The organism is Flavobacterium araucananum (genome assembly GCF_002222055.1).
Classification (GTDB): domain Bacteria; phylum Bacteroidota; class Bacteroidia; order Flavobacteriales; family Flavobacteriaceae; genus Flavobacterium; species Flavobacterium araucananum.
This window is the reverse complement of the sequence record NZ_MUGS01000039.1, coordinates 1-19,883: the sequence shown is the minus strand read 5'-3', so window position 1 is coordinate 19,883 and position 19,883 is coordinate 1. Positions and strand designations below refer to the sequence as shown.

Annotated in this window: 18 protein-coding genes; 4 read left to right on the top strand and 14 right to left on the bottom strand. The window is 34.2% G+C overall.

The window, feature by feature from the left end; all coding sequences use genetic code 11:
- Positions 1-16: 16 nt before the first annotated feature.
- The 8 genes from B0A64_RS17295 to B0A64_RS17260 form a co-directional block, all read right to left on the bottom strand.
- Positions 17-919 carry an NADPH-dependent FMN reductase family protein gene (locus B0A64_RS17295; protein WP_089480751.1) on the bottom strand — a complete coding sequence of 301 codons (903 nt, stop codon included), beginning with the start codon at positions 917-919 and terminating at the stop codon, positions 17-19.
- 44 nt (positions 920-963) lie between these two features.
- Entirely contained in the window at positions 964-2,604 is a 1,641-nt protein-coding gene (locus B0A64_RS17290) for a phytoene desaturase family protein (protein WP_089480750.1), read from the bottom strand.
- A gap of 305 nt (positions 2,605-2,909) precedes the next feature.
- On the bottom strand, positions 2,910-3,788 hold the full coding sequence (locus tag B0A64_RS17285) for an LpxL/LpxP family acyltransferase (protein ID WP_089480749.1): 879 nt from the start codon (positions 3,786-3,788) through the stop codon (positions 2,910-2,912).
- Complete coding sequence (locus tag B0A64_RS17280) at positions 3,788-4,042, bottom strand: acyl carrier protein (protein ID WP_055097667.1); 255 nt, start codon at positions 4,040-4,042, stop codon at positions 3,788-3,790. Before B0A64_RS17280 ends, B0A64_RS17285 begins: the two co-directional genes overlap by 1 nt.
- A complete protein-coding gene (locus B0A64_RS17275; RefSeq protein ID WP_089480838.1) occupies positions 4,035-5,270 on the bottom strand; it encodes a beta-ketoacyl-[acyl-carrier-protein] synthase family protein in 1,236 nt (411 codons plus the stop codon). The genes B0A64_RS17280 and B0A64_RS17275 overlap by 8 nt, the downstream gene beginning before the upstream one ends.
- Positions 5,271-5,457: 187 nt before the next feature.
- Positions 5,458-6,189 (bottom strand): 3-oxoacyl-ACP reductase FabG, encoded by a 732-nt coding sequence (fabG, locus tag B0A64_RS17270; protein WP_089480748.1) that lies wholly within the window; start codon positions 6,187-6,189, stop codon positions 5,458-5,460.
- A 72-nt stretch (positions 6,190-6,261) separates the two neighbouring features.
- Positions 6,262-7,497: a WG repeat-containing protein gene (locus tag B0A64_RS17265; RefSeq protein WP_089480747.1), complete on the bottom strand. Its 1,236-nt coding sequence runs from the start codon at positions 7,495-7,497 to the stop codon at positions 6,262-6,264.
- A 40-nt stretch (positions 7,498-7,537) separates the two neighbouring features.
- A complete protein-coding gene (locus B0A64_RS17260) occupies positions 7,538-9,058 on the bottom strand; it encodes an HAL/PAL/TAL family ammonia-lyase (protein WP_089480746.1) in 1,521 nt (506 codons plus the stop codon).
- Between the two features lie 101 nt (positions 9,059-9,159).
- On the opposite strand from B0A64_RS17260, the gene B0A64_RS17255 reads away from it, so the two are divergent.
- Both B0A64_RS17255 and B0A64_RS17250 read left to right on the top strand, forming a co-directional pair.
- The gene (locus B0A64_RS17255) at positions 9,160-10,413 is read left to right on the top strand and encodes an NAD(P)/FAD-dependent oxidoreductase (RefSeq protein WP_089480745.1); all 1,254 of its coding nucleotides are present in this window, start codon (positions 9,160-9,162) and stop codon (positions 10,411-10,413) included.
- A 219-nt stretch (positions 10,414-10,632) separates the two neighbouring features.
- Positions 10,633-11,058, top strand: a complete 426-nt coding sequence (locus B0A64_RS17250; protein WP_089480744.1) for a hypothetical protein — start codon at positions 10,633-10,635, stop codon at positions 11,056-11,058.
- A gap of 87 nt (positions 11,059-11,145) precedes the next feature.
- On the opposite strand, the gene B0A64_RS17245 is transcribed toward B0A64_RS17250, so the two are convergent.
- From B0A64_RS17245 to B0A64_RS17220, 6 genes are all read right to left on the bottom strand, one after another.
- The gene (locus B0A64_RS17245) at positions 11,146-11,538 is read right to left on the bottom strand and encodes a helix-turn-helix domain-containing protein (protein WP_089480743.1); all 393 of its coding nucleotides are present in this window, start codon (positions 11,536-11,538) and stop codon (positions 11,146-11,148) included.
- 683 nt (positions 11,539-12,221) lie between these two features.
- Positions 12,222-12,392, bottom strand: coding sequence for a hypothetical protein (locus B0A64_RS25245; RefSeq protein WP_165769844.1), 171 nt, complete (start codon positions 12,390-12,392; stop codon positions 12,222-12,224).
- A gap of 129 nt (positions 12,393-12,521) precedes the next feature.
- The gene (locus B0A64_RS17235; protein WP_089480742.1) at positions 12,522-14,207 is read right to left on the bottom strand and encodes a sodium/sugar symporter; all 1,686 of its coding nucleotides are present in this window, start codon (positions 14,205-14,207) and stop codon (positions 12,522-12,524) included.
- A 282-nt stretch (positions 14,208-14,489) separates the two neighbouring features.
- A complete protein-coding gene (locus B0A64_RS17230) occupies positions 14,490-15,545 on the bottom strand; it encodes a UDP-glucose--hexose-1-phosphate uridylyltransferase (protein ID WP_089480741.1) in 1,056 nt (351 codons plus the stop codon).
- 14 nt (positions 15,546-15,559) lie between these two features.
- A complete protein-coding gene (gene galK / locus B0A64_RS17225) occupies positions 15,560-16,720 on the bottom strand; it encodes a galactokinase (protein ID WP_089480740.1) in 1,161 nt (386 codons plus the stop codon).
- A gap of 43 nt (positions 16,721-16,763) precedes the next feature.
- Complete coding sequence (locus tag B0A64_RS17220) at positions 16,764-17,822, bottom strand: aldose epimerase family protein (protein WP_089480739.1); 1,059 nt, start codon at positions 17,820-17,822, stop codon at positions 16,764-16,766.
- Positions 17,823-17,923: 101 nt separating this feature from the next.
- Here B0A64_RS17220 and B0A64_RS17215 point away from each other — a divergent pair, with 101 nt between their 5' ends.
- Both B0A64_RS17215 and fsa read left to right on the top strand, forming a co-directional pair.
- Positions 17,924-18,922: a GntR family transcriptional regulator gene (locus tag B0A64_RS17215; RefSeq protein ID WP_089480738.1), complete on the top strand. Its 999-nt coding sequence runs from the start codon at positions 17,924-17,926 to the stop codon at positions 18,920-18,922.
- 274 nt (positions 18,923-19,196) lie between these two features.
- Positions 19,197-19,853, top strand: a complete 657-nt coding sequence (gene fsa / locus B0A64_RS17210) for a fructose-6-phosphate aldolase (protein ID WP_089480737.1) — start codon at positions 19,197-19,199, stop codon at positions 19,851-19,853.
- The last annotated feature ends 30 nt before the right edge of the window (positions 19,854-19,883 follow it).

The following is a 19,883-nucleotide window of genomic DNA, read 5'->3' as shown; positions in this document are numbered from 1 at the left end:
AATCTAATTTCGTCTTCTAAACTCCTTGATAATATCGAGTTTCCTTTTTAATGGTTTTTAACTTAAATGGGTAGGTAATAAGGTGCAATATATATACTATTGGTGAGATTAACCATATTGCGAGGAATAAATAAACATTAAATACTTTAAGAAGCTGTTTTCTGTTTTTTTGATGCTTATAAATCAAATTAGACCATTTATTAAAAATTTTATTTGCGGTTTTATCAACCGTAACCAGATATGGACTAATTTTTACGGCACCAATTGCGAGTAATTTTGGTTGCAAATCTTCAAATTTGTTCTCATTTAGCGCAGCAACTATGACTTCTCCAAACTTATTCGATTCCTGAATGTCCTGGTCTGAAACTCCCGGTAAAGGTAAGATTCCCAGATATTTTTTCTTAACTCCGGAGAACATCCACTCCACGATTGTAATTACGCTAATTAAATTTCCAACACGATCTACCAGAGCTATATTTCCAACCAAATGTGCATTGGCTTCTTTTAGTAAAGTCTTGATTTTTTCCTGCGCCATTATCCACATATTACGGGAACCACTTATGGTAATAACAGGGGTATTGTTTAGTATTTTTTTGGCATCATCACTTTTCAAAAAAGAGTTTATAGGGATGGATGGCGATAAATACCAAACCTGATAATGAAATAATACCAAGTCGAATTTTGTATTTAAAATTTCATCCCGAACCGGTTTTAATTTTGTTGGAATTTGAAGAAAAGATTCCGGAAAAGCGTCGAAGAAAGAATCTTTATCCCAAGGAAAAGGAAAAGGTTTCTCTAATTGTATTTCGTGAAACGTGACATTTATTTCTTCTGAGTTTAAGAAAGGCTTTGCAATGTTTCGTGCAATCTCTTCTAATTGTCCAGATTGTGAGTAATAAATAACAAGAACATTTTTCATTTTGGTTGATTGCTTTGGTGGTTGCGCAAAAATAAGTATTTTTTTTAAACGAATTTCCTTATTTTGTCTGTTCGTTTTGTGTGTACCCAATCAGGCCATGTGGCAGAATCTTCGGCATCATAAATTCTAATTTTTTGATTTTCATCTTCAATTAACAAATCATCAGCGGTACAACCTAAAATCGCGGAGGCTGCTGCAAGACCGGAATATGTTGCACCTGCAACACCATGAGACAAGGTACAGGCACCACAAAGAAACAAATTTTCGATTTCGGTTTTGTTTTTATAAGAGAAAGGTCCAACCTGATTTAATGTTTTCTCAGTTCCGTAAACATTGCCTTTTGTCGAATTGATATAAAATTCATTGGTTTTTGGTGTACCTAATTCTGCCTGAATAATATGTTGCTTCGCATTTGGAATTATTTTTTCGATGTTGTTCATCAGTTTATTAACGATCTTGTCTTTAAAAATTTTATACTCTTCATTGTGATAATCGTCTAAGCCATTAAAATCTTTGAGATGATCATAATTAACATAGGTTACAATTTCAAAATTATGATAACGACCGTTAAAACTAGCGGGATCTTTAAGAGTTGTGCAACTGATAAAAACAGAAGGAAATGAATCTCCGGAATCAATGTTGCTGCTCATTAAAGCCTCAAAATTGGCATCGTCGTTTTCATCTTTCATCATCCAGAAATTTCCGGAATCGATATTGTATAGGGTAACATCAATGTCAAGTGTCAGGAATAAAATCAAGGATGTAACGGAATATTTTGTCTTGTCGAGTTTTTTAAGAAGTGATTTACTTAAATGTTCTTTGTCGATTAAATTGAGATAGGTGATAGAAGGATCAGCATTCGAAACAATATTTTTGGCTCTTATTTGTTCGCCATTTTCAAGCTCAATACCTATTGCTTTTTTGTTTTCGATAATGATTTTATGCACGTTTTGTTTGACACGTATTTCTCCGTTATGTCTTTTTACACCGTTTGTCATGGCTTTTACGATTCCGCCACCGCCACCCATTGGGTAAAATCCACCGTCGAAATAATGACTCATTACAGAACAATGAACCGGGAAACAAGCACGACTTGGCGGAAGTCCATGATCGCCGCATTGAATATTCAGGACTGCTTTTAGTTTAGGATCTTTAACATGCCAGCCAACGACTTTTTTTAATGGAAAGAGTGCAAATTTACCAAAATGCTTGGTACGAAACGGAACGGTAATGTTTTGCCAGAAACCTTTTAGTTTTGGAATTAATTGCAATTCATAACTCACTTTTTGCACCAGTGAAAGATATTCGTGAATGTTTTTTTCTTCGTCTGGAAAATGTGAGGAAAGTTTTTCTTTGAGGTTTTCGGCTCCTGCCGGAAGATCAAAAGTTTCGTCTCCTATTAAACAATGTTCGTAGGCGTTTTTGTTCATTCTAAAAAACACCATATCATTGGCAATCCCTAAACCGCGATACAATTCGTTGGTAGATTGCCCTTCTTCAAGTTGACCTACATAATGTACGCCCGGGCTAAACCGCTGCCCTTGCAAAGTAAAACTATGACTCCAACCTCCGGGAACATAATGTTGTTCGAGAACCAAAACTTTTTGTCCGGCTCTAGCAAGACATATAGCAGTTGATAAACCACCAACTCCTGAACCAATAATAATTGTATCAAATTCCTGCATATCTTACCATAAGAATTGTAAAGTATAAAAGAACGATTTTTAATTATAAGATTTTTACGTTTTGTCGTAATTCGTAAAAAAATCTTAAATAGATTCTATGATGATTTTTAAATAAGTATAAGTCTTTATTGTTTTTTCTCGCAGATTATGCAGATTTTCTTGTTTAATCTATGGCTTTGATTTAAACACATAGAAGCATAGATCTAGAAAGCTTAAAAGACATTTCATTTTAAAATATTACCGCATAGCTTTGCCTTAAGGCTATGTGTTAAATATTTTTTCACACAGATTTTAAAGAGATCATTTTATTTGAGTTGATTCCAAAAATCAAAGTAGTTGAACCATTGCAATGGATATTTTGTCAACATAGATTCTACGCTTTCGATATAGGCTTTTAATAAACCTTTTTCGTCACGGTGTTTGACTATCGCTTCTCGTGCATACAAGTGATAATGCAGGTTTGGCTCTTTCATGACGTACACAAAAACTACAGGAACTTTTAATCTTGAAGCGATCAAAAAGGGTCCAGCCGGGAAGTTTGCTTCCTGATCCAGAATTTTTTCAGATAATGATTTAGTGCCTTCAAAATAACGATCTCCGGTAAAACAAACCAACTCGTTTTTTGCAAGTGCGGCATTGATTTCAAAAATATGAGAGAGATCATCTCTGATAATGATAAATTTAACGGTAGGTTTTTGAGTAACGCTTTCCAGATAATTTTTAATAGCAGAATGTTCCAGATCGGTAGTAACCAGATTAATCTGAAAATCAATGTCGATATCGCCTAAAAAATGTTCGGCAATTTCAAAATTCCCAATATGAGCACTGATTAAAACGCCTCCTTTTTTTTCTGCCAAAAGATTTTTCAGGATTTCGATTCCGTCAAATTCATAGGTAAATTTATTTCGCATTCCTGCCGAAATGGAAATTTTATCAATAATGGTTTGCCCAAAAGTGTAATAACTCCTGAAAACCATTTTTTTTGATTTGAAAGCAGAATACTTTAGTCTTTCTTTAAAATAATAGGAAATCGCTTTATTGCTTTTCTTTAGAAATAAAAAGTAGTAGGAAGCAACAAAATAAAGTAAAACATAAGCAGCTTTAACACCCGCTTTTTGTATTAAAAAAACGAATATTCTATATCCTAAAACAGTTCCTTTTGATTTGCCATCCCATTTGCTCATTAAGCAGTTTTGGCTTTTAATTTGTTTTCAATAAGATCATAAAAACTTTGAAAAGAAGCAATTCCTACGAAATCTACTTCAACCAGTTTTACACCAAAATTGGCTTCAATTGAAACTACCAAGTCTACATAGTCTAAACTATCTAACCCAAGTGTGTCTTTTAAATTAGCATCTGGTTCAATATCATCATTATCTACTTCAAATTCATCTACTAAAAAACCATTAATTCTTGCTATAATCTCTTCTTTATTCATCGTTTAATTTAAACTTTTTAACCACCAACGCAGAGTTGGTTCCTCCGAACCCGAAGGAATTGGACAAAAATATGTCAAATTTTTTGTTTAAAGTAGTTTTAACCAAATTTAATTTGGCTGCATCTTCATCAGGATTGTCCAAATTAATGTTTGGCGCAATGAAATCGTGCTGCATCATTAAGATAGAATAGATTACTTCGCTTGCTCCTGCCATCCAGCATTCGTGACCTGTCATAGATTTTGTCGAACTTACATACGGATTTTTCTCACCAAAGACTTCAAAAATAGCTTTGGCTTCATTGCCGTCTCCAACAGGTGTTGAGGTTGCATGCGCATTTATGTAATCAATATCGGTTGCTTTTAGTTGGGCATCATCAAGTGCTCGTTGCATGGCTATAGACGGTCCTTCGACATTAGGAGTCGAGATGTGTCCTCCGTTTGAGGAGAACCCGTAACCTGCAACTTCGGCAATAATAGTTGCGCCTCTTGCAATCGCAGATTCGTAACTTTCGAGAATTAACGTTGCACCGCCACCACTAGGAATTAATCCGTCGCGATCAGCATCAAATGGGCGGGAAGCTTTTTCAGGTTCATTTTCTCTATTCGAAAAAACACCCAAACCATCAAAACTGCTCATGGCATATTTATTGATCTCCTGAGCTCCTCCGGTAATAATAATATCCTGAAAACCACTTTTTATTAAAAAATAAGCCAACCCAATAGAATGTGATCCACTGGCACAGGCAGCACTTATAGTTAGATTGATGCCGCGGAGTTTAAAAATCGTAGACAAATTCATTGTTACGGTAGAATTCATCGATTTAAAAATAGCGCCAGAACCTATTAGTGCAGTATCTTTTTTCTCGCGAACAATATCTGTAGCATCAATAATAGCTTTTGAGACACTATCGTTTCCGTACATGATTCCCACTTCGCGATCATCAAAAAAAGCATCGTCTATATTCGCATTTTTCAAGGCTTCGATTGTGGCCATATAAGCATACTCGGTTTCTTCACCAATACTCATACGTTGTCTGCGGGTCAATAAATTTTTTAAATCGGCTTTCGGAACCATTCCCGTTAAGGCAGATTGAAATCCAAATTCTTTTCTTTCAGCATCAAACTGAATCCCGGATTTCCCGTTGTATAAAGATTCTTTTACTTCCTCTAAAGAAGTTCCGATACAAGAATAAATTCCCATTCCGGTAATTACAACTCTCTTATTCATCATCTTTCAAAGTAATTTTATATCCGTTACGTGTTTTTTTTCAACACATAGAAACATAGCTTTTGTACACTCAAAATAGGCATTTTACTTAGTTTGAAATACACATAGCGATCTATGTGAAAGGAATGTGTTTTCTTTGGTATTCTTATCACATAAAAAGCTGTATTTCTATGTGTTTAAAATATTTTTAAGAATATATTCCTCCGTTTATATTGATAATTTCGCCTGTAATGTAGCTTGCTTTTTTTGAAATCAAGAAACTTACTAAATCTGCTACTTCTTCGGCTTCGCCAAAACGATTTACCGGAATTAGTTTTAATAATTCTTTTTCGTCTAGTTGGCTTGTCATATCCGTTCTTATAAACCCCGGAGCAACAGCATTTACGGTAATATTTCGTTTGGCAACTTCTTGAGCCAGTGCTTTTGTTGCTGCAACAATCGCACCTTTTGCTGCTGAATAATTGGTTTGTCCGGCCGTTCCTTTTACGCCAGAAACGGATACTATATTTACAATTCGGCCGTATTTATTGCGCAACATTTTTTGAATTAAAAACTGCGTTACATTAAAAAATCCGTTTACGCTTGTATTCATAACTCCGCTCCAGTCCTGAGGAGTCATCCACATAAAAAGACCGTCTTTTGTAATTCCGGCATTGTTTACAATTGCCTCTACAATGGCGTCAGGATTTGCTTCCTGCCATTGCGTTAATATTTTTTGTACTTCGTCGAAATTAGAAACATCAAAACCCAGGATTTCTCCCGTTGCTCCTAATTTTTGTATTTCCAGAAGTGTTTCTTCGGCTGCTGTTTTATTCGAGTGGTAGTTAATCAGGATATGATAATTGGCATCTACGGCTAATTTTTTACAAATAGCACTTCCAATTCCTCTTGAACCGCCAGTTACTAATACACATTTCATATATGTAGAATTTGTTTTTATGGGTCAGATATGGTATCACATTTTTATTGCCGATACGATATTAATATATTTTTATTTCTTCTTTTTGGCTACTGGTTTTGTAGTTGCTTTTGTTGCTGGTTTTGTCTCTGACTTTGTTTCTGCTTTTGGCTTTTCAGGGGCAATTTCGCTTGTGTTATTTCTTTCTTTTGTTTGCGAAAACAGTTCCGCGTTTTCAAACCATTGGTTGCCTAAAACAGTTCCGTCCGGTTTAAGAAACCCCCATTTTCCTTCATTTTTTACTCTTGCAAGACCATCAATAAAACCTTTGTCTTGTTGTACAAATAAAGCAATTACGAATCCGTTTGCAGTAATACCATATTGCGTTGGGATTATTAATTTTCCTGATTCATTGATAAATCCCCAGTTTTTTTCCTTTACAGGAGCCAATCCGTTTGTACTAAAAACTTCGGCATCGCTATAGGTTGGCGGAACAACAAATTCGGCTTTAGGGTTAATATATCCCCATTTTGAACCTACACAAACCGGAGCTAAATTTTTCGAAAATGCTCTTGCTTTATCATATATAGGGAGAATAGTCCAATTTGATCTTAAATCAATAAAACCAATTTTACCATTCTTTCTGGCATACGTTAAATCCTGAGTTTCAAAATCCCAGATTTTGTCTGCACCATCTACAATAACAAAGTTTCCGGAACTTACTAGTCCAAAAGTTTTATCTTTTCTTGCCCAGGTTGTATTTTTAAAATAATTTCCTATTTCGTCATAAACAGGCTCTACTAATTCTTTACCGGCAGTATTAATGATTCCCCATTTTTTATTATTTTCAACTCTTGCATAACCATTTTCAAACGATTTGATCTGATCGTATTTTGGCTCTAAAACAACTGCCATTTTCGAATTGATCAATCCCACTTTGTCGCCTTGTCTTATAAAAGCAACACCATCATTAAAATCAAATACTTTGTCTGATGCAGGTGCTTTTAGAACTTCTCCTTTTGTATTGATATAAACCCATTCCTTATCTTTTTGTACGACTGCAATTCCGCTGTTAAAATCTTTGGCATCCTTAAAAGTTGCCGGAATTACCCAGGTTCCTTTTGTGTCAATAAAACCCCATTTTCCATTGTCTTCTACAGCTGCCAAACCTTCAGAGAAGCTTTTTGCTGATTTGTACTGAGGTTCAATTTTAAAATTCCCGTCTTTAGAAATATATCCAATTTTAGCGTTTTTCTTAACCAAAGCCAGTTCTTGACTATTAACAAATTGAATAAATAATACGAATAAAAAAATAAGTGGTTTTTTCATGGTTTTTTAGGTTTCAATATTAATAATGTAAAATAAAGTTTTAACTGTTGATCAGGTAATCTTTTACTTTTTGAACAAAAGGATACATAACCTGATCTTCTTTAAATACAGGAATTATGTTTCTAATATCATCGTACCATTTTTTGGTAACCGATGAAATTTGATCTTTTTGTACTAAATAATCTATTGCCTGAACGATTGTAATGAGTTCGATTGCCAAAACTTCAAAAGAGTTTTCGATTACTTTTGAGGTAATAACTGCTGCATTGGTTCCCATACTTACAATGTCCTGATTGTCATTGTTGTTCGGGATACTGTGCACATACATTGGGTTTGATAACATTTGGCTTTCGGCAGTTGTTGAGGTTGCCGTAAACTGAACGCCCTGCATACCAAAATTAAATCCTAATGTTCCCAGGTTTACAAATGGGGGAAGAATTTCGTTGATTTTAGAATTCAGTAAATAATTTAACTGACGTTCTGCCAACATGGTCAATTTGGTAATAACAATTTTAAGTTTATCCATTTCAAGCGAAATATAATCGCCGTGAAAGTTTCCTCCATGATAAACGTGTTTGTTTTTTACGTCTATAATTGGGTTGTCGTTTGCCGAGTTAAATTCGTCTTCCAGGATAGAAGCTACATTGTTTATTGTTTCTAAAACCGGACCTAAAATTTGAGGCACACAACGCAACGAATAATATTCCTGTACTTTTTCTTTGAAAATTTCCTCTGTGTTTTCGCCAGAATATAAATGGTCTTCTCTTTTACGGATCAAAGTACTGTCAGAAAGATTTTGTCTCATTCTTGCCGCTACTTCCTGTTGCCCTTTATGGCGTTTGGTTTGGTTTAATTCTTCAGAAAAGTGATCATCATAAGCCTGAACCAATTCGTTTATAGCGCAGGAAGCTTTTAATGACCAGTCTAATAGTTTATTGGCATGGTGTACATTTACAACTCCAATTCCGGTCATTACAGATGTACCGTTTATTAAAGCCAGACCTTCTCTGATTTCTACCTGAATAGGTTTTAAACCTTCAATCTCAAAAACTTCAGGAGTTGGTCTTCTGTCTCCTTTATAAAAAACTTCGCCTTCGCCAATTAGGACCAAAGCTAAGTGTGATAATTGTACTAAATCTCCGCTGGCACCAACACCACCGTGCTCAAAAATAAGAGGTGTAATATCTTTGTTGATCAACTCTGCCATAAGGTGAATTACAGATGGGTGAACACCGGAATTACCTAAAGAAAGTGTATTTAATCGGGCTAAAATTGCTGCTTTTGCGCAAACAGGACTCAAAGGTTTTCCTGTTCCTGAAGAGTGACTTCTAATTAAATTGTATTGCAATTGAATCTGGTCAGACTCCTTAATTCGGTATTGTGCCATTGGCCCAAAACCTGTATTTACACCATATATTACTTTGTTTCCTGAAAATTCCTTCAGGAAATTGAAGCTTTCATTCACTCGGTTTAATACAGCATCGCTTATCGAAACTTTGTTATTTCCAAAAATGATGGATTCGAATTCTGCTAAACTTAAATATTCATTAATTGTATTCATTAAATTGTTTTTGGTTGTGCTAATTTAATTTTATTTATCAAAATAAATGTAGTTATTTTGATGATGGCAAATGTAGGCTAATAATTGATAATATTTTTAATATGATAAAGGAGTTTGTTGATGTTTTGGTGATTGGTGCAGGACCTTCCGGATGTGTGTCAGCATCGTATCTTCATAAAAACAATGTTAAGATAAAAGTTGTTGAAAAAACAAAGTTTCCAAGGCTGGTAGTTGGCGAAAGTCTTATACCGCGAGTGATGGATCATTTTGCTGAGGCTGAGCTTTTTGAGAGTCTCGATGCCATGAATTTTGAAAAAAAATTAGGAGCCCGTTTTATAAGAGGAGAAGAGATTTGTGTTTTTGATTTCAGTAAAAAATTTGGCGAAGGCTGGGATTGGACCTGGCAGGTGCCAAGGGCTGATTTTGACCATACTATGGCGCAGGAAGTAATAAGAAAAGGGATCGATCTTGAATTTGAATCAGAAGTATTGGAAGTTTCTTTTGAAGGCAAAAATTCTAAAACAATCGTAAAAGATAAGGACGGAAATCTAAAAGAAATCCATGCTAAATTTATCATTGATTCGAGCGGATATGGTCGTGTCTTACCAAGGCTTTTAGATCTTGATACGCCATCGCAACTAGATCCGCATTCTTCAATATTTACACACGTAAAAGATATTAACAGAACCGAAGGCGAGGAGGGAACTCAGATTTCTTTTGATATTTTGGAAACCGAAGTTTGGTTATGGGTAATTCCGTTTTCGAACGGTAATACAAGTTTAGGAGTTGTGGGGCCAACGGATTTTATCAATTCACTTTCTGAAAATAAAGACAATGCCGAAGCTTTGCGAAATGCGATTCAGTTATCGGATTATTATATTAAAAGATTTAAAGGAACTGAGTTTTTGTTTGAACCCGTAAAACTGGAGAATTATTCAAGAGCCGTAAAAAGAATGTACGGTGATGGTTTTGCCCTTACGGGAAACAGTTCTGAATTCTTAGATCCTGTTTTTTCGTCAGGAGTTGCTTTTGCGACAGAATCCGGAATGCTGGCAGCAAAATTATACCTCAAAGAATCTCAAGGAATTGAAGTAAACTGGGAAGTTGAATTTACAGAATACATGAAACGCGGAATTGCTGTTTTTACCACTTACGTGAAAGAATGGTATACCGGAAATCTTCAGACTTTATTTTTTCACCAACCGGAAAATCCGGAAGTAAAAGAAAAAATATGTTCAGTCTTGGCAGGGTATGTCTGGAACGAAGAGAATCCTTTTGTAAAAAAACACGATCATGTAATTAAGAATATGGCGTATTTACTGAATATGCAGAAAGCCGAAGCAAGTAAAGAATAGGTTTGTAGATAATTTTTTTTTGGGGGTAACAATAAATAAAGCAGTTTTACAATTCGTGAAACTGCTTTATTGTTTTTGGTGATTAACAAAACAAGAAAATTACTTTTGTAAGTTTTGTTTTATATTAAATAAATTAGCTATATATTGAGAGTAAGAATGTAAGCCATAAAAAGTATAAATAAACAGCTATAAATTTAATAACCAATAATTCAAATTTTTATGTGTGATTTTAACAAAGGATTTATCTTATGTACTTGTGAAGAGAAAACAAATGATTACGAAAACTCTAAAGAAAATAAAAAAGGCGATCAAGTAGATGAATTTCAATATGTCTGGGAATTGAAGCGTTTTATCGATTTTAGACGAGGAGATATTATGGGAATATTTGAACAGCCACGTTCTGATCTGGGGAGCGGCTTAACCTCACAATTTGTGGTTAATCAATTAAACTCAAAAAATTGCTTTGACTTTGATTTTATACCAAATGAAAATGATAATTTATATTTTTTTAAAAAAAAAGGTTATGAGGTAGATGATTTATTTGAATTTGTTTTCTTGAATGGAAAATGGAAGCAAGGCAATATACTCAGCTGGAAATATATAACGGAAAAAGAGTTTGATGGTAAAATTAAAAAGGATCTCTAAAACTGTTTTATATTTTTATAAAACATAAAATGCGCAAAATCTAAAAGATCTTTGCGCATTTTTTATAAAAACGTTCTTCTAAGAATATTATTTTTCTTTTAGCATTCGTTCTAAATATTCATTCTTTTCTTTTTCAACCTGAACTAAACGTTCGTAAAGTTCAACCACTTTATCAAGAGGATTAAATGTACAAGTGTTGTTATTATTTGCAAAAAAATTATTAGGACTATCGTTGAAAGTATTAAAATAACTAATCATATTTTCTTCTGAAAAATTTTCAATTGCTTCTACAGTAACACCAAGTGCTTTTGCTATTTCTACGAGCTTTTTATTCTCAATTTCCTCACTTCCTTCAAGGCTGGAAACCGTTTGCTGGCTTACTCCAATAGCTTCTGCAAGTATTTCTTGTTTAATACCGCGAAGTTCTCTGATACGGCTGATATTTCGGCCTATATGCTTTGGTTTTATTGCTGTGCTCATAATTCAAAGGTATTTAAAATTCTTTAGAATAGTTACGGGTAAAAAACAAATATTTTGGTAAAATACTATTGATAAGCTTTTTTTAATAATCCACTCTGCGTAGTCTCCCGACTTCGTAGCGAGAAAGATGTGTAAGAAAGACTATTGAGGCTAAACAAAGTTGGTAGACTTCGCAGTGGGGGAATTCTCTCCGGGCTCACATTCTATTTCAATAATCAGGCAGTAAGTTTATGATACTCTAAGTCCTGGAAGGGCGACATATTTATAGAAATTTCAATATTCATATTTCAATAACCCGCGGCGGCGGGTGACATATATAACAATCTGAAGAAAAACCAAAATATCGCTACGCTGTAGCTTTGCCCCAAACCCTTTAAATTTACTATAAATAGGATGCTCCGCAGGAGCAATTATCTATCCTGTTTTCTAAAACTGTCAAGTAATAGTAAAAAAGGCTGTCTAAAGAACTACTTTTCGGAGAGCCTCTTTTAAAAAAAATTATTTTATAGGAATGTTTGATCGGTAGTAATGAATTTGAATTGCGGTTATAGATCGTTCAGTAGGAACGTTTGATTTGGGTAAATGTATTATTTCTGTAAAAAGAGGTGGCCTTATATGATGCAATGCGAAACAATTATTTTTTTTCTACTGATGAGGTATTCCTACGCGATATTATATAATTTTTATTTGTATGCTTTTTTATCTAAGTCAGCTTTGTGTTCTTCTACATATTGAGCTTCAGGTTTGTTTTCTTTTTGATCTTTTAGGAAATCAAAGTTTCCCTTAACGACATTCATATCCTGAGAAAACGCAGCTCCGGAAATAAGGAATAATGTAAAAAATAGTTTTTTCATTTTTTAATGCTGGTTGGTTTTAGTTAGATGGTTAGAAATCAAATGTATTAAAAATCATTTGTAAACAAAAAGAGGATGCCGAATGACATCCTCTTTTTTCTTCAAAAAATAATATAGTAAAAAATAGTACTACCAGAATTTAACATACAAAGCCACAATAATCAATAATGTAATTACGATTAAAACAGTAGTTTGTGGTTTTACCTTAAACATTTCAGAGTCTATATCAAATGCTTTAGGATTAATTTTTGGTCCTGCAAAACTCATTGCAACCATAACCAAAGTGGTAAATAAGAAAGACAATCCCATACAGATATGAAACGGAATTTCGTATGCTCCTTTTCCGTTAGGATAAGCAGTGTATAATAAGGTCTCGTTTCCAAAAAGCATTGGAGCATATTCGTTGAATAGTACAGATAATACAAATCCTAAAATTACACCCACAATTGCAGCAGCTCCCGTAGTTCTTTTCCAGAACATACCTAAAACGAACATTGCAAAAACTCCCGGGCTAATAAATCCGGTGTATTTCTGGATATAAGTAAATCCTCCAACGCCTCCAATTCCCAAAATATCATTCCATGTAAATAATACTGCCAAAAGCATTGCAGCAAAAACGGCAATTCGACCAATATTTACCTGTTGTTTTTCGCCCGCTTCTTTCTGGATATATTTTTTATGAATATCTAAAGTATAAATAGTCGAGATACTGTTTACTTTTCCGGCTAACGAAGCTACAATTGCAGCTGTCAACGCTGCTACCGAAAGCCCTTTTAAACCTGTTGGCAAGAAAGTTAATACCGCAGAGTAAGCGCCATCTTTTCCTCCAACCAATTGAGGCAAATGTCCGTTTTGGTATAAAACATAAGCCGCAATACCTGGTAACATTACGATTACCGGCATTAATAATTTTAGCATTCCTGCAAATAAAATACCTGTACGGGCCGTTTGCAAATCAGCACCAAGAGCTCTTTGAGTAATATATTGGTTACAACCCCAGTAGTTTAAGTTGATGATCCAGATACCGGCAAGGTACGACATCAAACCCGGGAAGGTCAGGTATTTATCAATATCAAGCTGAGAAGATGTTGCAGTTGGTTTTGGGATAATCATTTTAAAATGCTCAGGAGCTTCTCTCATTAAAACTTTGAAACCGGCAATAGCATTTTCGCCCACTCCAAAATATTGTCCAACCGTTGTTAAGGCAATATACGAAGTTACCAAACCGCCTATGATTAATACGGCAACCTGAATTACATCTGTATAAGCCACTACTTTCATACCTCCTAAAGAGATAAATAAAGCAAATATGGCTAAACCAATCATGATAACATGCAGATACTCTCCGCCGGCCAAACCATTGATCGCAACAGCTCCTAAATATAGTATAGAAGTTAAGTTTACAAATACATACAAAAACAACCAGAAAACCGCCATGATTAATGCAGTAGATTCATTGTAACGTGTTTTTAAGAATTGTGGCATGGTGTAAATCTTGTTTTTAAGATATACAGGAATAAACCATACAGCTACAATAATTAAAGCAATAGCAGCAATCCATTCGTAAGCAGCAACAGCGATTCCTAAAAAGAAACCTTCACCGCTCATCCCGATGAATTGTTCTGCCGAAATATTTGAGGCAATTAAAGACGCTCCGATTGCCCACCATGTTAAGTTTCCTTCGGCCAAAAAGTATGCTTTGGCATCTTGTTCGTCCTGTTTACGTTTACGGTAAACAGTAAAACCGTAGGCAGAAACTACGATAAAATAAATAATAAAAACCGCATAATCTGCGACAGCAAGGTTCTGGTTCATTGTTAGTAGTATTTTAAAAATTAGTATAGGTGATTGTTTGTTTTATTGGGTTTTAAGAATTATTAATTTATTGTATTTTTAAACTGTGATTTGTTAGTAGTATGAGTTTAAAAATGTGATATATGTTTTTATTATGTCTTTTTTTTATTAAAATGAGAGTCAAAGCCAAATGTAAAACAAATTATCATACAGACCCCAACAACAAATGTGTTTTTTACATTTATAAACAAATTATTATGTTAAATTTTAAAATGACCATTCTTCAAAATGATTTTTTGCTGCTTATTTAATATTTAGTTTATAATGCACATCTGATTGTTGTCTTAAAGTTTCGGCACTTTTTTCGGGTGTAATATCTCGTTGCGATTCGCCCAACATTTCGTATCCAACCATGAATTTTTTTACCGTTGCAGATCTTAATAATGGTGGATAAAAATGCATGTGAAAATGCCATTCCGGATGTTCTAAGCTATCTGTTGGCGCTTGATGAATTCCTGATGAATAAGGAAACGAGGTACTAAACAAGTTGTCGTACTTTATGGTTAATTGCTTTAAGATTTTAGCAAAAGAATTGGTTTCTTCGGCAGTAAAATCAGTAATCTTATTAAGAGCTCTTTTGCTTATAATTATAGTTTCATAAGGCCAGATTGCCCAAAACGGAACCAATGCTACAAAATGATCATTTTCGATCACAATGCGTTCACCATTTCTTAATTCGGCTTGAAGATAATCTTCAAGAAGCGTTCTTTTATTTTTATCAAAATAAGCTTTAAGGCTATTTTGCGTTTTTTCTACCTGAGTAGGCAATGATGATTGCGCCCAAATTTGTCCATGCGGATGCGGATTGCTACATCCCATAATGCTTCCTTTATTTTCAAAAATCTGAACGTGATTGATATATTTGATATTTCCTAAATCAGTGTATTCCTTTTGCCACGTAGCAATGATGTTTTCGATACCTTCAATTTCCATTTCCGGTAATGTAAGATCATGTCTTGGCGAAAAGCAAACGACTCTCGAAATACCTTGTTCCGGTTTTGCCTTAAAGAAGGTATGCTTAATATCTTCTTCAAAAATAATTTCGTCCTGTTTCATGGCGGCAAAATCATTTTCGAACACAAAGCTGCCATCGTAGTTTGGATTGTTTACCCCGTTTGCACGAACATTTCCCGGGCATAAATAGCAGTTCGGGTCGTGCTTTGGTAATGTTTCAGTTGTAATTTTTTCGTTTTGTCCTTGCCACGGGCGTTTTGCGCGATGAGGGGATACTAAAACCCATTCGTTAAGTAAGGGATTAAAACGTCTGTGAGGATCTTCGTTAATGTCAAAATTTTTCATTGTTTGCTGAGGTATTAAAGGAGTGTTGTTCCGTTTGAGATTTTTACATCATAAAATTTTAATTCAATCCCAAATGTATCTAAATAAAGATTTGAAAACTTACTTTTTACCTCATTTTCGTGACCTTTTTTAATTAAATTGATGGTACACCCCCCAAAACCACCTCCCATTAAGCGAGAACCTATAATTGCAGGATCTTTTTTTGCCGTATCAACCAGCATATCCAGCTCAGCACAACTTACCTCATATTCTTGCGATAAGCCATAATGAGTCTCAAAAAGCAATTGTCCTAAAAGCTCAATATTGCCGTTGTCCAAAGCCTCACATGCTTTTATGACGCGGTTAATTTCCTTTACAACAAAATGCACCCTTTTAAAAACAGTTTCATTTATTTTATCCTGAATACTCAATAGTTGTACTTCGGTACAATCTCTAAAGCTTTTTACTTCAGGAAAATTATTTTTAATAATTTTTAAGCCTTGTTCACACTCGATTCTTCGGGTATTGTATTCAGATGTAAAAAGAGAATGTTTTACATTGCTATCAAACAAAACCAACGAATAATCTTTAAAATCGGCATTGTGGTATTCAAAATCCAACGTATTGCAATCTAATTTTATAACCTTATTTTCAAGACCATGAACGCTCGAAAACTGGTCCATAATACCGCAATTAATACCTACCCAATGCTCTGCTTTTTGTCCCAATAAAGCGATATCTGTTTTTTCTATTTTAAGATCAAAAAGCGCTGCGATTCCAAAAATCATTCCGCATTCTAAAGCAGCCGAAGACGACAATCCTGAACCCACCGGAATATTACTGCTAAAAACACAATTGAAACCTTCGAACAAAAAGCCGTTGTCTTGCAATTGTTTGATGACACCACGAATATAATTGGTCCAGACCACGTCGCTCAATACGATTTCCTGAGTTAGATCAGCTTCAAATTCTTCGTTTAAATCGATAGCGATGATCTTAGATTTTTTAGTCTCATTTTTCTCAAAAGCAAAACAAATAACCTTGTCAATTGCAGCAGGCAAAACATATCCGTCATTATAATCAATATGTTCTCCAATAATATTTATTCTTCCTGGAGAAAGCACGACTTTTTGAGGAGTTGTCCCAAAAGATTTTTCAAAAAAAGTAGTCGTATTTTGTATTAAAATGTCATTCATTGTTTGGTAATTGAAAGGGTAATATCTTGTGCTTTTTTAAATTTTATTGGTTTATATTTTCGAATTTATAAACTGTTTTTTGATGATATGCGGAACCTTTTTTCAAAACCGAATCTGGAAAATGTTCATGATTTGGCGCGTCCGGAAAGTTCTGGGTTTCAAAACAAATTCCGCTTGACGCATGATAATTTGCATTTTCTTTTCCTTTTAATTTATCAAAACAAGATCCGCCTACATAAACATGTACACTTGGCTGATCTGTGTAAACGCTCATTTGCAAATTGTTTTTTGAGCTGTACAATCGGGCAGCAACAGCATTAGAGGATTCAATTACAAACGAATTATCTATTATAGCCGGACATTTTTTTGCGGTTCTAAAATCAAAATCATGATTTGCAAGAGCCGTAAAATTTCCGGTTGGAATGTTTTCTACAGTTGTTTCCAGTATTTTATCAGCATCGACAAACATGGTTTGATCCAGAACATTAGAATCATGACCATCAAGATTAAAATAACTATGATGCGTTAAATTTATAATTGTATCTGCTGTAGATGTTGCTTTGTATTCCAGTTTCAATTCATTGTCTTCGGTTACCGTATAGGTCAAATCTACGTGTAATTCTCCCGGATAATTTTCGTCTAAATCGGCACTCGAAAGACTCATTGTTATCGATGGATTATTACCGAAAGTAATATTGGATACATTCCATGATTTTTTTCCAAAACCAATATTTCCGCCATGCAATGCATTTTGGTTATTATTGGTATTTAATTGATATGTTTTATCATTTAAAGTAAAAAGACCTTTGTTTATTCGTCCGGCATAGCGCCCAACGGTTGTACCAAAATAAGGAGCACTTGGTAAATTATAAGAAGCAAGATAAGATTCAAGAGAATCAAAACCCAAAACAACATCAACAAGATCGCCATTTAAAACCGGAATTTGTAAAGAAGTTATTGTTGCACCATAATTAATGATCTGCACCTTCATTCCGTTTTTATTTGATAACTCAAAAGACAGTATTTCTTCGTTATCTGGGGTTAAACCAAATAATTTAGAAACAGATGTGTCTTGAAAATGAGATATATGTTTTATTTTCATATTATTTTTGCCAAAAGTGAAATTCAAAAATAGAAACATTCATTAGGATTACATACCAGTACCTACCAGTTTTTTGTATATTGCACCAAAATCCTTTTTTTATGAATATTATTTCGATCCAAAATAACATTGGTTTACCAAAATATAAGCAGATAATTCTTTCAATAGAAAAAGCAATTGAAGAAGAAAAATTGGTAAAAGGCGATCGGCTTCCCTCCGTAAACAAAGTTTGCCTGGCATTCTCTTTATCCCGTGATACCGTTTTATTAGGGTATGATGAACTTAAAAAAAGAGGTATAATATATGCCATTCCGGGCAAAGGATATTATGTAAAAAGCGTTGAAACTACTATAAAACAAAAGGTTTTTTTATTATTTGATGAATTAAACAGTTTTAAGGAAGACATCTATAATTCCTTTTTAATGAACATTGGAAAAAATGTTCAGGTCGATATTTTCTTTCATCATTTTAATGCTCCCGTTTTCGAGAAACTCATAAACGACAGTAACGGAAACTATACAAAATACATCATTATGCCCACCAACTTAAACGATGTAGCCAGATTTATAAAAACCCTACCAGTAGGCGAAGTAATCATACTGGATCAAACCAATCCGGAGCTGAAATTGTATCCCGCAATTTATCAAAACCACGAAAAAGATATTTTTGAAGGCCTGATTAAAGGCAAAACAAGATTGAATAAGTATAAAAAACTGATATTGATTTTTCCGGGATTTAGAGAACCTCTGGGAATGAAAACGGGTTTTGAAGCTTTTTGTAAACAATATAATTTTAACTCGGAAATTATTACAGAATTTACCAATCGGGAAATTACTTCGGGCGATTTGTACATTATCCCAAATGACCGGGATTTAGTTCGGGTAATCGAAAAAGCAAGAGATCAAAATCTGAAGCTGGGCGTAGATTTTGGAATTATTTCTTATAATGAAACACCATTAAAAAAGATTGTAGCCAACGGCATTACAACAATTTCTACACAATTTGAAACGATGGGAAAAATTTTGGCAGATATGGTGCTTAAAGGAAGGAAAGAACAAATCGAAAACAAATCAGCGCTCATTATGAGAAACTCCCTTTAAATTGCTTAAAATCTATTTATTTTTGTTTAAGTGCATTAAATAATCAATTTTTTAGGAAAAAAAATAAGGAAACAATTTTTTGTTTTTGTGAAACAATTTTATATACATTTGTAAATGTAAATTTTACACTTAATTTTTTAATTGAATCCAGAATCACAGTAATACTTCTATTTATAGTTCCGGACAAACCTATTTAGAATTTAATAATACTGCTCAGGAAGTCATTAAATGTTTACAAGAAAATAATTTTAATCTAATAAAACAAAAAGAAAAAATGAAATTTTTTATAGATACAGCAAACCTAAAAGATATTAAAGAAGCAAATGATTTGGGGGTTTTAGATGGTGTTACGACAAATCCGTCCCTGATGGCAAAAGAAGGAATTACGGGAGCTCAGAATATTTTAGATCATTATATAAAAATTTGCGAATTGGTAGATGGTGATGTGAGTGCCGAAGTCATTGCAACAGATTTTGAAGGTATGATCGCCGAAGGAGAAAAATTGGCAGCATTACATCCTCAGATTGTGGTAAAAATTCCGATGATAAAAGAAGGAGTAAAAGCAATTCGTTATTTTGCCAACAAAGGCATCAGGACCAATTGTACATTAATATTTTCTGCCGGACAGGCTTTGCTTGCTGCAAAAGCAGGTGCAACGTATGTTTCGCCATTTATTGGTCGGTTAGATGATGTCTCGACTGATGGTATGGTTCTAATCGAAGACATTCGATTAATCTATGATAATTATGGTTTCGAAACTCAGATTTTGGCAGCTTCGGTTCGAAATGTAATGCACATTATTAATTGTGCCAAAACAGGCGCTGATGTTATTACCGGACCTTTGAGTGCTATCGAAGGTTTATTGAAACACCCATTGACAGATATTGGTCTGGCAACTTTTCTGGCAGATTATCAAAAAGGAAATAGCTAGATTTTTTTTGGCCCACGGATTTGGCGGATT

Excerpts from the sequence above, each read along its gene's own strand:
- B0A64_RS17295 (WP_089480751.1), bottom strand. The coding sequence starts at position 919 with ATGAAAAATGTTCTTGTTATTTATTACTCACAATCTGGACAATTAGAA.
- B0A64_RS17290 (WP_089480750.1), bottom strand. The coding sequence starts at position 2,604 with ATGCAGGAATTTGATACAATTATTATTGGTTCAGGAGTTGGTGGTTTA.
- B0A64_RS17285 (WP_089480749.1), bottom strand. The coding sequence starts at position 3,788 with ATGAGCAAATGGGATGGCAAATCAAAAGGAACTGTTTTAGGATATAGA.
- B0A64_RS17280 (WP_055097667.1), bottom strand. The coding sequence starts at position 4,042 with ATGAATAAAGAAGAGATTATAGCAAGAATTAATGGTTTTTTAGTAGAT.
- B0A64_RS17275 (WP_089480838.1), bottom strand. The coding sequence starts at position 5,270 with ATGAATAAGAGAGTTGTAATTACCGGAATGGGAATTTATTCTTGTATC.
- fabG (WP_089480748.1), bottom strand. The coding sequence starts at position 6,189 with ATGAAATGTGTATTAGTAACTGGCGGTTCAAGAGGAATTGGAAGTGCT.
- B0A64_RS17265 (WP_089480747.1), bottom strand. The coding sequence starts at position 7,497 with ATGAAAAAACCACTTATTTTTTTATTCGTATTATTTATTCAATTTGTT.
- B0A64_RS17260 (WP_089480746.1), bottom strand. The coding sequence starts at position 9,058 with ATGAATACAATTAATGAATATTTAAGTTTAGCAGAATTCGAATCCATC.
- B0A64_RS17255 (WP_089480745.1), top strand. The coding sequence starts at position 9,160 with ATGATAAAGGAGTTTGTTGATGTTTTGGTGATTGGTGCAGGACCTTCC.
- B0A64_RS17250 (WP_089480744.1), top strand. The coding sequence starts at position 10,633 with ATGTGTGATTTTAACAAAGGATTTATCTTATGTACTTGTGAAGAGAAA.
- B0A64_RS17245 (WP_089480743.1), bottom strand. The coding sequence starts at position 11,538 with ATGAGCACAGCAATAAAACCAAAGCATATAGGCCGAAATATCAGCCGT.
- B0A64_RS25245 (WP_165769844.1), bottom strand. The coding sequence starts at position 12,392 with ATGAAAAAACTATTTTTTACATTATTCCTTATTTCCGGAGCTGCGTTT.
- B0A64_RS17235 (WP_089480742.1), bottom strand. The coding sequence starts at position 14,207 with ATGAACCAGAACCTTGCTGTCGCAGATTATGCGGTTTTTATTATTTAT.
- B0A64_RS17230 (WP_089480741.1), bottom strand. The coding sequence starts at position 15,545 with ATGAAAAATTTTGACATTAACGAAGATCCTCACAGACGTTTTAATCCC.
- galK (WP_089480740.1), bottom strand. The coding sequence starts at position 16,720 with ATGAATGACATTTTAATACAAAATACGACTACTTTTTTTGAAAAATCT.
- B0A64_RS17220 (WP_089480739.1), bottom strand. The coding sequence starts at position 17,822 with ATGAAAATAAAACATATATCTCATTTTCAAGACACATCTGTTTCTAAA.
- B0A64_RS17215 (WP_089480738.1), top strand. The coding sequence starts at position 17,924 with ATGAATATTATTTCGATCCAAAATAACATTGGTTTACCAAAATATAAG.
- fsa (WP_089480737.1), top strand. The coding sequence starts at position 19,197 with ATGAAATTTTTTATAGATACAGCAAACCTAAAAGATATTAAAGAAGCA.